The following is a 13142-nucleotide window of genomic DNA, read 5'->3' on the forward strand; positions in this document are numbered from 1 at the left end:
AAATATGAGTTGCCAAAAGATGTTACCTATTGACATGAACAAAATAATATGATATACCATTATTAGCACTCTTGCAATGAGAGTGCTAATAATTTTGTAGATTATTCATGCATATATTTAATTTGAAAGGAGTGGTTGAACTTGGCTAAAAAAAAGTTCAAGGCAGAATCGAAAAGACTGCTGGACATGATGATCAATTCCATTTACACCCACAGGGAAATTTTCTTAAGGGAGCTAATATCGAATGCAAGTGATGCAATAGACAAGATATACTACAAGGCTCTCACGGATGAGAACCTTGAGTTCGACAGAAGCAACTACTATATTAAGATAGATATAGACAAGGAAAACAGGATTTTAAAGATATCCGATACAGGTATAGGAATGACTGTGGAAGAGCTTGAAAGCAACCTGGGAACAATTGCAAAAAGTGGATCCCTTGCATTCAAGAAGGACAACAACCTGAAGGACGGTTACGATATAATAGGGCAGTTCGGTGTAGGATTCTACTCGGCGTTCATGGTTGCAGACAATGTCACTGTGATTTCAAAAGCCCTTGGAGAAGAAACCGCATGGAAGTGGGAATCTAACGGAACTTCCGGCTATACCTTAGAAGAATGCGAGAAGGACTTAACAGGCACCGAAATAATTCTCAAGGTGAAGGAAAACACTGAAGACGATCAGTTCGACGACTATCTTGAGACTTACAGACTCAAGTCCATAATTAAGAAATATTCGGACTTTGTTAGATATCCGATCAAGATGGATATTAAAAGCACAAAGCTCAAGGAAGGTACAGAGGATGAGTACGAGGACATCACCGAAGAGCAGACTGTAAACAGCATGGTTCCGATTTGGAGAAAGAACAAGAACGAACTTACAGACGAAGACTACGAGAATTTCTATTCTGAAAAACGCTACGGATTCGACAAGCCTCTCAAGCACCTTCATGTAAGCGTTGACGGAATGATAAGGTATGATGCAATAATGTTCATACCTGAAAGCATGCCTTTCGATTATTATTCAAAGGAATTCGAGAAGGGTTTGGAGCTTTATTCAAGCGGAGTTCTCATCATGGAGAAATGCCAGGACCTATTGCCTGACTATTTCAGTTTTGTAAAGGGAATGGTTGATTCGGAGGATCTGTCCCTCAATATTTCAAGGGAGCTCCTTCAGCACGACAGACAGCTCAAGTTCATAGCAAAGAACATAAAGACAAAGATAAAGAACGAGCTTTCCTCAATGCTCAAGCATGAGAGGGAAGACTACGATAAATTCTACAAATCTTTCGGAAGACAGCTCAAATACGGTATCTACGACAACTACGGAGCCGACAAGGATATGATTCAGGACCTTATCATGTTCTATTCCTCAAAGGAGAAGAAGATGGTTACCCTTGACGAATACGTGGAGAGGATGCCTGAGGACCAGAAGTATATCTACTATGCAACCGGTGAGTCCTACGACAGGATTGAAAAGCTTCCACAGACGGAGCTTGTATCAGACAAGGGATACGAGATACTCTACTTCACAGAGGACATAGACGAGTTCGCAATAAGGATGCTCATGAACTACAAGGACAAGGAGTTCAAGTCCGTATCAAGCAACGACCTTGGTCTTGAGACGGAAGAGGAAAAGAAGGAAATCGAGGCTGCAAACGAAGAGAGCAAGGAGATGTTCCAGTTCATGAAGGAAGTCCTCGGCGACAAGGTGAAGGAAGTGAGGATTTCCAAGAGGCTCAAGAATCACCCCGTTTGCATAGCAAACGAAGGTGAGGTTTCAGTTGAAATGGAAAAGATCCTCAGCCAGATGCCAAATGCAATGGGACAGGAAATAAAGGCTGACAAGGTTCTTGAAATCAACTCAAATCACGAGGTTTATCAGTCGTTGAAGGATGCCTTTGAAAACGACAAGGACAAGCTAAGCCTCTACACTAAGCTTCTCTACAACCAGGCGCTACTGATAGAAGGACTTTCAATAGGAGATCCGGTAGAGTTCACCAACGACATCTGCCAGTTGATGAAGTAAATCAATTGAATCATTGTAACGTGGTTAAATAAAAATATCATGGGACAGTTCCTACATGGGATTCACTGTTACATGATATTTTTTTGCCTGACAATTGGGTCTACTTCACAATATCCAGCCCTATCCTCCCATCCCTTATCTCAATAATCCTGTCAGTCTTTTCGGCAATTCTCTGGTCATGGGTTATTATGAGGAAGGTGGTGCCGAATTCCCTGTTTACATCCCTCATGAGGGAGTAGATGTTTTCGGTGGTGTCCGAGTCAAGATTGCCTGTGGGTTCATCGGCAAGGATGATACCCGGCCTGTTTATAAGGGCCCGTGCTATTGCAGTCCTTTGCTGCTGTCCTCCGGACATGTCCGTTGCAAGGTTGTCGGCCACATCCCTTATTCCGGTCAGATCTATGAGTTTGTCCGACCATTCTTGTATTTCCCGGGAAATATTGTAGTTGCTGATTCTATAGGGCATCAGGATGTTTTCCCTTGCCGTGAATTCGGGAAGGAGATAGTGGAACTGGAATATGAAGCCTATTGTGGTGTTTCTCAGTTCTGCAAGCTGGTCCTTGTTCATGTTCCTTGTATCTGTTCCGTTTATTATGACCTGTCCTTCCGTAGGCTTGTCAAGGGTTCCGATTATGTTAAGGAGGGTGCTCTTTCCGCTTCCCGAGGACCCTATGATTGAATTGAAGCTCCCTTTCCTTATCTGAAGATCAATGTCGAAAAGCACCTTTGTCTTTACCCTTTCTCCGTATGACTTGCAAATTTTTCTGAGCTCTATGATATTATCCATTCCTTATCACCTCTATTGGATTGAGTCTTGATGAAATCCTTGCTGGAATAAGGGAAGCGATTACGGCTGATGATACTGCAAAGAGTCCGGAAAGTGCAATGAAGAATATGTTTACGTAAATAGGTACAACGGGACTTCCATCGGGATTCACTGCGAAGGTCGTAAAAATGTAAAGGAGTACGAAACCCAGCATTATGCCTATTAGGGCACCTGCTACTCCAAGGATGAATCCCTGGAATATGAAAATCATGCTGGCGCTTCTGTCCCTTATGCCCATGGCTTTCAGTATGCCAAGCTGCTTGGATTTCTGGACTGCTGAAATTGCGAGGACGCTTGCTATTCCCAGAAGTACAGCTATGAGTACGAAAGCCTGGATCATATAGCTGGATACGGACTGGCTGTTGAGACCGGAAAGAAGCTGCCGGTTCCTGTCCTTCCAGTTTTCCACCTTCAAACTGTCATCGGAGATTGTATATTCAAGTATTCTCGCCAGGTTGTCAGCCTCAAAGACTTCCGTGGTCTGCATTTCAACGGAGGTTACCGACTTGTCCAGATACAGGATATCCTGGGCTGTTTCCAGGTTTGTCACTATCCATGACTCGTTTATGGATGCAACCTGCAAGTCGAAAAACCCGGTTACAGTAAGACGTGAAGTGTTTCCGTCAGGCCTTGTGACGAGGATTCTATCGTTTATTCCGGTATCTGTTGTTTCTGCCAGAGCCATTCCTATAATGGCTTCATCCTTTTGCCCGGGAAGCCTGCCTTCCATGAGCCCTTCTGAAAACTTGTATATCCTGTCACCATCTTCAATATTGAATCCTCTCACGAGAACAGGGTCGCTCTCGTTTCCATATTCAATGTTTGCAGTACCGTCAGCAGCGGCAGCAATATTTATGATTTCATCCGAGCTTATTTCAGCTTCATAAACAACCCTTTCCCACTCCTTAATGGATGTTTCGTCATCGGGAAGGACAGTGATCTGGGGCGAGCTTCCAATGGTTGAATCTATGAGGCTTGTCTGAAGGCCTCCAATGAGAGAACCGAGGAATACCTGCACGGAGACTCCAATGGATATACCGAGTATTATGAGAAGGGTCTGGCTTTTTCCCGATTTCAGGAACCTGTAGGCTATGCTAAATGCCAGTCTCATTTTTTTCATCTCTCTTTCTCAAGTTCACAATGTCCTCATACTTTTCAAGATATAGGTCAGCATCTATCTGGTCTACTGTACGCTGATTGCTTTTAAAGGCGTTTCCGCCTACAAGGACTTTAATATCCCTGCCGTATGTTTTCCTTATCCTTTCCACAAGCTTTTTCGCTTCAAGGATATGATAATAATCCGTGACGCTTATGGCCACATATTTTGGCTTGGTATTTGATATTGCCCTGCATATCTGGTCCCGAGGTGTATGGCTTCCGATATATATGGGGGTATATCCTTCCAGAGTGAAAAAATCGGATGTCATCTTAAGTCCTATATCGTGGTGTTCATCCTCGGGACAGATGAGGATTACATTTATATCGAGCTTTTTTCTGCTTCTTCCCATTTGTATGACAAGGGGATAGACGGATCCGATTATTGTTCGAACTATTGAAGATTTCACATGCTCGTTCCAGATGCAGTCTTTCTCATCCATGCATTCATCAAGGGAGTAAAGTGCCGGCTTAAGAATCTTTTCATATAGGTCGGGTATGGAGAAGTCGCCATTTCTTATACCGGTGATAGAATATTCAACGCAGCCGTCCTTGTCGTTTCTGTTGAAAAAAGCAAGAAATTCTTCAAGATATCTGTACATGGCATCATTCCTCCCTTATCATGATTTTCTGGCCGTTTGAAATATCCGGTGAAGGATTGTCGATTATTTCCTCACCTTCCAGGAGACCGTCGGTAACAGCAATTCTGTAGTCGTCGTATATGCCCGTCTCCACATATTTTTTCGAAGCCGTCCTGTTCACTACTGCAAAGACATAAGAGCCGCCATCATCTTTTTTCACCGATTCCCTCTTTACAACAATGATTTCATCAAGTTCCGAGACGGTAATTCTTGCATCACCGTCAAATCCAGGATATATGTTGTCGTCACGGGAATCTATCCCTATGACTATCTCGGTTCTTGGTGTCTTGCTGTTGCCGTCCGTATTTTCAATTCCTGCAGTTCTTCCCGTTCTTGATACAGTGCCTGAATATGTCCTGTCCACGCCCTTTACTGTAATTTCTACATTCTGGCCTTCTTTTACCAGGATTGCATCTTCCTGGGGAGCGTATCCAATGAAATTGTATTGGTCATCGGAATGGATGGATATGAAGGTGTCTTCGGGGACCGTCCTGTTTTCCTTGAGGCTGAATTCAGTGACTATGCCTGATATGCCTGCCTTTATTGTATTGTCCTCAATGGAATCTTCCAGGTCCTTAATATCGATTTCAACTGACTTGATCTGTCTTCGCAGGGATTCAGCAAGAGAATCGTTGTCGTCGTCATAGGATTCAAGATTCTTTCTTGAATTTTCAAGATCCAGCCTTGATATCTCCAGCCTGCTTTTGGCATCTGCAAAGGCTGACAGGTAGTTTTCGTAGGAAGCCTTGCTGATTACATTTTCTTCATAAAGGGTTTTGTTCTTTTCAAGGTCCCTTAAGGATTTTTCATAATCCTCCAGTGACTGATTATATGACTCTTCAGCCTTGTCCAGCTGGTTTTCCAGTATGCGTCTGTCTACATCATCTGCGTCACTCAGATTTTCAAGGTCGCTCTTCAACTGGTCCATGTTCAGTTTCGTCTTCTCAAGACTTGTCATCAGCTGGGATGAATCAAGAACCGCAAGAACGTCTCCAGCCTCAACAATGTCATTTTCCTCCACGAGGACTTCAATCACCTTGCTTCCACTGGCTATGGATATTTCTTCAAAATCCGATGCCTCTATCTTCCCAGAGATGTCCACCGTCTTGACTATGGTACCCCTTTCAACAATGGATGTCTTAACTTCAATAGGATCGTTGCCCCTACAGAAAGCAAGGAAAAGGGCAAGACTCAATATTATGATTATCAGGATTATATATCTTGTTTTTATTTTCAAAGAAAAAACCTCCTTCATGTATTTATATTATACACTAAATGAAAGAGGAAAATAATGCATGAGAATATTTTTTTACTTGTGGATAAGGTTATACAAAAATATTCAATCCAAGCTCTTCATTAAGCTCTTCTATCATCCTCACACCAAGTATTGAATTTCCCTTTTCATCAAGACGGGGTGAAAACACTCCAATCCCCATCCTGCCGGGTACACAGGACAGTATGCCGCCGGAAACTCCACTCTTGCTGGGAATTCCTATCTTAACTGCAAATTCTCCCGAGTAGTCATACATTCCACAGGTGAGCATAAGAGTCTTTATTATTCTGAGATAGTTCATATCTATTCCACATTTTTCGTCGTTGAAGGCCAGTAGATGTCCAAGACTCGCCAAGTCTGTGCAGCTTACTTCCAATGAACATATCCTGAAGTAGAGGTCAAGAATTTCCTCCACATTGCCTTTCAGCAATCCCTTTTCCTTCAGAAGATAGGCAAGGGCCCTGTTTCGGTTCGCATTATCCCTTTCGGAGGTGTATACTCCATCATTGAAGCCTATGTCCCTTCTCATGAATATGCATTCAGCAAGATCTCTTACCCGTGAAAGTTTCTCGTCGTAGGAGCTTCCCCTTATCATTGATGCCGTAAGTATGGCTCCTGCATTTATGAAGGGGTTGTATGGCTTTATTACATTGTTGAAGTCCAGTTTGGATATGGAGTTGAAGGAGTCTCCCGAAGGCTCCAGCCCCACGTGGTTGAAGACATAGTCGTAGCCGTTGTCCTGGAGTGCAACCATGAGCATTAGCACCTTTGACATGCTCTGGAAGGTGAAGCGGTAACCGGCATCACCGGCTGAAAATGTTCCTTCACTTGTCATTATTGATATCCCCAGCTTGTCGGGAACATTTTTAAGTTCTGGAATATATGATGCCTTTTCTCCCAGTGTTATGTCCTTTATGTTTTTATTGATGATTTTTTCCAATATTCTTTCCATAATAAATACCTCTCTGAATGGATATGTCACTATATTACCACCATATAACTAATAGTGTCAATGAGACTCGGACGATGAAAATGTATCATTTATGTCACAAATTGTTTTCCCGAAAGCTGTTTTATAAATTGCCGATACTCCCATATGAGCTGGTTTATGTTGTTTTGGTTGATTAATAAATATGCAGATAATATAATGAATACATGAACAATCAGGAGGAACTTATGATATTTGGGATATCTGTAAAATATTTCATCACTATATTCGGCATATTTGCCATCTCTGCCCTCACCCCCTATATGATCATGAAATATACTGAAAGGAAGAAGGAAAATGAATAAGATAATGATGTATCTAATAGCCTTTTCGGTATATTCTCTTCTCATCCTCATTGCAGGAAAGGGAGGACTGAAGGAGACGGAGACTGTGGAGGATTTTTTTGTTGGAGGAAAGTCCATGAAGCTCATGCCTTCCATATTCACCTTTACAGCCACATGGTTCAGCGTAGCCTCCATGATGGGATTCACCGGCTCCGTATACAATTCGGGATACGAGGTTTTTCTCATGTCTGTAGTTGGCTGGTTCTTCGGTGCCGGATTTTTGGTGCTCATAGTTGATGTCATAAGGGATTACGACCTGACGACGATCCCTGAGTTTTTCAGGAAGAGATACGGCTCAAAGGGGCTTCAGGTTTTCGGCGGCCTTACGGTGATCTTCTGCTATATAATGTATATAATAATCCAGATAACGGGATTCGGCATAGTAGTGTCAAATCTTCTTGACATCAGTTATTCAATGTCCATTTTCCTGGTATACCTTTTCATAGTGTATACTACCTACGGAGGATTCTTTTCCGTTGCAAGGACGGATGCATTGAATATAATAATTACAATTATCGGTGTTGTAATTACAGCATTCCTGATACTTGGCAGGTTTGAATCAATATCATCACTGCATTTTCTTGCCAAAGAGGCGGCTGTTGAAAACAGCGGCAGCATATTCCGAATCAACACTCCCGTACCCGTTCTCATATCCACATCCATGGCCTGGGGGCTTGGACTGGCTGTGAATCCACAGTATCTCATAAGGATATCTGCGGCGGATTCGGCTCTCACTGCAAAGAAGATGATATCCTATTCAGTATTCATACTTGCGGTGTTGTATGTGCTCCTTGCCCTGGTGGGATTGGGTGGAAGGGTTCTGGAACCACAGATACAATCAATTGTTCCAGTTGACGAGATATATTCCTACCTCATAAACAATACCATATACACAAGGTTCAGCGGCCTTATACTAATAGGAATGGCTGCAGCCGCCATATCCACCATAAACTCCCAGCTTCTCATACTGTCAAGCGGTTTTATGGTGGACATAGTCACGACTGTTGCAGGAAGGGAAATAAGACAGGACAGGATGCTCAACTATTCAAGAATAGTAATAGTCGCAGCGGCAACGGCAAGCCTCACCCTGTCGTTTACACCTCCATCGAGCCTTTTGATTTACGGCTCCATAATTTGGTCCATATTTTCCATTACATTCTTCATTCCGGTCTATGGAGGAAGCATATGGAAAAAGGCCAACAGCACAGGTGCTACAGCTTCCATAACGGCAGGCCTGGTGGTCATGTTATATTCGCTGCAGAAGCAGGGATTTTTCAACAGCAGCTACAATGTACACCCTGTAATACCTTCCTTTGCTGCGGCTGTAGTTTTCTTCATTCTTTTTACATATATAGGTGAGTTGTATGAAAATAAAGCTTGATATAGAAAACAAGATACTTTTTCCTCTTTTGGCACTGGTGGTGATACCCATAATTGTACTGGGAGCCATATCCTATTACAATGCCAGCCAAATGGTCTCCGAGAGGCAGCTGGAACATATGGAGGAGCTTATGGACAATATTGAGGTCATATATGAGAAGAACGGAAACAGCCTGGACGATATCGAACTCGACTATGACGTATATGACCTTGAAATCATGACCTCTGCAGAGCTTTTGCCTCTTGGGGCAGGTGATGGATACACCATGGACGAAGAGTATATAACAACATACAGGAGACTTGACAATGACAGTTATCTGGTACTTGGATACGACAGGGGCATAATTGCCCTGGAGCTCTTCTCATTCCAGAAAAACTCCATACTCATAGCCATAGTTTCAATGCTTGCATCGGCCCAGATCATTATAATCCTGGCCTTCAACATCTCAAGGCCCATCAAGAAGCTTACTGAAACCTGCGTAGGAATCGAGGAAGAAAAGGATGTTGAAATCGAGGATTCATACAGGAAGGACGAGCTTGGAGTACTGAACGATTCCTTCGGCAAAATGATGAGGACAATCAACCAGAACACGGAAAAGATAGAATACCTGCGGGACCTTAACGCGAAGATAATAGAGGATGCTCCAATAGCGCTTTTCCTCATGGATGAAGAGAATGAAGTGTACAAGACCAACAGGCTGGGAGAAGGCATACTGTCTCGAGGTCTTGGGGTGAAGGACGATTCCAAAAAGCTTGAAAACTTCATCAAGGAAGTTGCCGAAAACGATATATACACCTTCGATGACGGTGAAGGCAACGACAGATATCTTGACATTGCTATAACATCCATAGAGGACTTCGGGAAAATCGTCAGCATCCAGGATATAACAAAGAGGAAGGAAATGGAAAGCAGGATGGACCATATGAACAAGCTTTCCTCCCTGGGGAATGTGGCTGCAAGCCTTGCTCATGAAATAAGGAATCCCCTGTCTGGAATAAGGGCCGGAATTCAGGTCTTGGGAAAAAGATACGGAGAAGATGACTCCTCCCGGGAGATATACGAGATGCTCATAGGAGAGGTGGACAGGCTCAACTACCTCATTAATGACATTCTCAACTATTCAAAGCCCGGCAGGGCAATGAAGGTCAAATGTGACTATATGGAGGTGCTGGAATCAAGCTTCGACCTCTACAGGGACAGCATGGCAACCATCGGTGTGAAGCTTGAGTTGGAGAACAATGCGGAAAATACCACGGGATACTGCGACCCCAACCAGATGAAGCAGATATATATCAACATAATAACCAATGCGCTCAATGCAATGGACAAGAGGGAGAAGAAGCTGAAGGTATCCGTTGCAAATTCAAGGGATGCGGACGGCAATGAATACATAAACATTACATTCAAAGACAACGGCAAGGGCATTAAAAAGGAAGATATGGAAAAGATATTCGACCCCTTCTATACATCCTACGAAAAGGGTGTAGGACTGGGACTTTCTGTCGTTAAGAATCTTGTCAATGAAAATGGTGGCAGGATTAAAATGGAAAGCGTGCCTGGACAAGGCACGGATGTCAAACTAAAATTCGAGGTGGTTGCAAATGAGCAGGATACTGATTATAGATGATGAAGCGGGAATAAGGCTGACCCTTGGTGAAGGGCTCAAGGATTTCGGACACCAGGTGAAGGCTGCAAAGAATTCAATGGAGGCATACAAGGTTAATTCGGAATTTTCACCTGAGCTTATAATTCTTGACCTCAACCTTGGTTTTGAAAACGGACTTGACCTCATAGAAAGCCTGAGGGAGTCAAATCCCAATGTGCAGATAATAATACTGACGGCTTACGGAGACATAAAGTCTGCTGTCACTGCAGTCAAGAAAGGAGTATTCGACTTTCTCAACAAGCCTTTCGACATTGACGAGCTTCAATTCATAATCGAAAAGGCCCTGGACATGAAGATAATGAAGAACAAGATCTATCTTCATGAAAAGGAAAAACAGCTTAACAAGGTCAACTTCATAGGGGAGTCTCATGTCATAAGGAACATGCTTGACGATCTCCTTAAGGTTGCGCGCATGAACGATGTGACAGTACTCATAAGGGGAGAGTCCGGTACGGGGAAGGAGCTTGCTGCCGAATACGTATACAGCAACAGCCCGAGGGCCGACAAGCCCTATGTGAAGGTAAACTGCGCAGCCCTTCCCGCCAATCTTGTGGAAAGCGAGCTCTTCGGTTATGTGAAGGGAGCCTTCACAGGAGCAGACAAGGAAAAGATAGGCCTCATAGAGGCTGCAAGCGAGGGAACAATCTTTTTAGATGAGATTGGAGAGATATCAACAGAGGTTCAGGCAAAGCTCTTGAGAGTGCTTGAAAGCAAGAAGCTCATGAGGGTTGGAAGCGTCAAGGAGATACCGGTGGATGTTAGAGTCATAGCTGCCACAAACAAGGACCTGGTGGAAGCCATAAAGCAGGGAGAGTTCAGGGAGGACCTTTACTACAGGCTGAACGTTTTTCCAGTCAACATACCTCCCCTCAGGGAAAGGATTGATGATCTGGGACTCCTTATAAGGCATTTTCTGAAGGTATACTCAGCAAAGTTCGGAAAGAAAATCGAAGCATCGGATTCCTTCATAGAGGCTGCAGGAAAATACAGCTGGCCAGGCAATGTTAGGGAGCTGAGCAACATAATAGAGAGGCTATGCATACTTTCTTCCGACAGGGTCTTGAAGGATTCCGACTTCACCATGTTCAGCGACGGAGATAGGGGCTTGGATAAGGCCATTAAGGACTTCGACCTGCCCGAAGGTTTCGACCTTGAAGAAGAAGTGGCAAGGATTGAGAAGGGATATATAACAGAGGCAATGGAGATGTCCGGCAGCAATGTATCCAAGGCTGCGGACCTTCTCAATATGTCAAGGTACTCGCTCATGAGAAGGCTGGAGAAGTATGGATTGAACTGATTACAACTGTGCGAATCCGCAAGAATGTGCGAAAACGAACAAAAAATATGTGCGGAATCACACGACGTGCTGGAAACCATAAGGGTTTTCAGCGTTTTTTCTTTTTTGTGGAATAGTATTTTTTTATAGGCAAAATCCATTTCAATGTTGAAATACAAGGTTTTAAAGAGTTTGATACCTGGAGGTGTATTCAATGTGACTACAAAAGTCCTCTATATTGGCACGGTTATTGCTTTTGTTATAGGCAAGTGAATAATATTAAGGAGGAACAGATGAGTACAAGTACAAAAGAGAGTTCAAGAATGAACCAAATGGAACAAGAATCATCAAAGGGATTTATAGCGAAACTCAAGACAATGGGACCGGCGGCAGTAGTAACGGCTGCATTCATAGGGCCGGGAACGGTGACAACGGCATCCCTGGCGGGAGCAAACTACGGATATGCGCTTTTGTGGGCAATGGTGTTTTCCGTAATTGCAACAATAGTTCTCCAGGAAATGTCTGCAAGGCTTGGAATCGTAACGAGAAAGGGTCTTGGAGAGGCGCTGAGGGAGCAGTTTGACAATCCGGTAATGAAATATGTGAGCATCTTCCTTGTAATATCGGCAATAGGAATAGGTTGTGCAGCATATGAGACTGGAAACATCCTTGGCGGAGCGCTTGGCCTTGAAGCTGTAACTGGAATATCAATGAATATCTGGGGACCTTTAATGGGAATAGGAGCCTTCGCACTTCTTTATACGGGAAGCTACAAGCTTGTGGAGAAATTCCTGGTTGGACTTGTTGTGGCAATGAGCTGCATATTCATAACAACTGCAATTATAGTAAGACCTGACCTTGGCATGATAGCAAAAGGACTCATACCTTCAGTACCTGAAGGATCAGTATTCATAGTAATAGCACTTATAGGAACAACAGTCGTACCATACAACCTATTCCTTCATTCTTCTGCAGTACAGGAAAGATGGAAGGACGCATCGGGAATAAGCGAATCAAAGGCTGACATATTGGTTTCAATGATTTTAGGCGGCCTCATATCCATGGCTGTAATAGTGACTGCATCTGCAGCTTTCTTCGGTACCGGTATAGCAATATCCAATGCAGGAGAAATGGCTCAGCAGCTTGAACCACTTCTTGGTTCATGGGCTAAAAACATCTTCGCACTTGGACTATTCAGTGCGGGTCTGTCATCGGCAGTAACGGCTCCTCTTGCAGCAGCCTATGCAACTGCAGGTGCCCTTGGATGGGAAAAGGACATGAAGGACAAGAAGTTCAGAATAATCTGGATGGCAGTTCTCATTATTGGAATAGTATTCTCTGCAATAGGTCTTAAGCCTCTAAGTGCAATAATATTCGCACAGGCAGCCAATGGAATCATGCTACCTATAGTTGCAATATTCCTTCTCTATGTAATGAACAACAAGTCAAGACTTAATGAATATGTGAATTCCAAGGCATCCAACATTCTTGGATTCATGGTTGTTCTGGTAGCTATAGGTCTTGGACTTAAGAGTCTTGCCAAGGTATTCGGATTGATGTAAGA

10 protein-coding genes are annotated in these 13142 nt (G+C 43.4%); 5 read left to right on the plus strand and 5 right to left on the minus strand.

The genetic code is table 11. The annotated features are described in order from the left end of the window. The first annotated feature begins 141 nt into the window (after positions 1–141). Positions 142–2028: a molecular chaperone HtpG gene (gene htpG / locus BUB05_RS09750; RefSeq protein ID WP_073049423.1), complete on the plus strand. Its 1887-nt coding sequence runs from the start codon at positions 142–144 to the stop codon at positions 2026–2028. Positions 2029–2128: 100 nt separating this feature from the next. Here htpG and BUB05_RS09755 read toward each other — a convergent pair whose 3' ends face one another. From BUB05_RS09755 to glsA, 5 genes are all read right to left on the minus strand, one after another. Beyond that, on the minus strand, positions 2129–2815 hold the full coding sequence (locus BUB05_RS09755; RefSeq protein ID WP_073049424.1) for an ABC transporter ATP-binding protein: 687 nt from the start codon (positions 2813–2815) through the stop codon (positions 2129–2131). Then, on the minus strand, positions 2808–3965 hold the full coding sequence (locus tag BUB05_RS09760) for an ABC transporter permease (protein WP_073049480.1): 1158 nt from the start codon (positions 3963–3965) through the stop codon (positions 2808–2810). Before BUB05_RS09760 ends, BUB05_RS09755 begins: the two co-directional genes overlap by 8 nt. Then, positions 3949–4611, minus strand: coding sequence for a cobalamin B12-binding domain-containing protein (locus tag BUB05_RS09765; protein WP_073049425.1), 663 nt, complete (start codon positions 4609–4611; stop codon positions 3949–3951). Before BUB05_RS09765 ends, BUB05_RS09760 begins: the two co-directional genes overlap by 17 nt. A gap of 4 nt (positions 4612–4615) precedes the next feature. After that, positions 4616–5887, minus strand: a complete 1272-nt coding sequence (locus BUB05_RS09770) for an efflux RND transporter periplasmic adaptor subunit (protein ID WP_073049426.1) — start codon at positions 5885–5887, stop codon at positions 4616–4618. 88 nt (positions 5888–5975) lie between these two features. Beyond that, positions 5976–6875, minus strand: a complete 900-nt coding sequence (glsA, locus tag BUB05_RS09775) for a glutaminase A (RefSeq protein ID WP_073049427.1) — start codon at positions 6873–6875, stop codon at positions 5976–5978. Positions 6876–7208: 333 nt separating this feature from the next. On the opposite strand from glsA, the gene BUB05_RS09780 reads away from it, so the two are divergent. The 4 genes from BUB05_RS09780 (at position 7209) to BUB05_RS09795 (ending at position 13140) form a co-directional block, all read left to right on the plus strand. Further along, positions 7209–8636: a sodium:solute symporter family protein gene (locus BUB05_RS09780; RefSeq protein ID WP_073049428.1), complete on the plus strand. Its 1428-nt coding sequence runs from the start codon at positions 7209–7211 to the stop codon at positions 8634–8636. After that, positions 8620–10263: a sensor histidine kinase gene (locus BUB05_RS09785; protein WP_073049429.1), complete on the plus strand. Its 1644-nt coding sequence runs from the start codon at positions 8620–8622 to the stop codon at positions 10261–10263. Before BUB05_RS09780 ends, BUB05_RS09785 begins: the two co-directional genes overlap by 17 nt. After that, a complete protein-coding gene (locus BUB05_RS09790) occupies positions 10238–11599 on the plus strand; it encodes a sigma-54-dependent transcriptional regulator (protein WP_073049430.1) in 1362 nt (453 codons plus the stop codon). Before BUB05_RS09785 ends, BUB05_RS09790 begins: the two co-directional genes overlap by 26 nt. Positions 11600–11910: 311 nt before the next feature. Then, entirely contained in the window at positions 11911–13140 is a 1230-nt protein-coding gene (locus BUB05_RS09795; RefSeq protein WP_073049481.1) for an Nramp family divalent metal transporter, read from the plus strand. Positions 13141–13142 lie beyond the last annotated feature (2 nt).

It is taken from the genome of Dethiosulfatibacter aminovorans DSM 17477 (genome assembly GCF_900142005.1).
In the GTDB taxonomy this organism is placed as follows: Bacteria; Bacillota; Clostridia; order Tissierellales; family Dethiosulfatibacteraceae; genus Dethiosulfatibacter; species Dethiosulfatibacter aminovorans.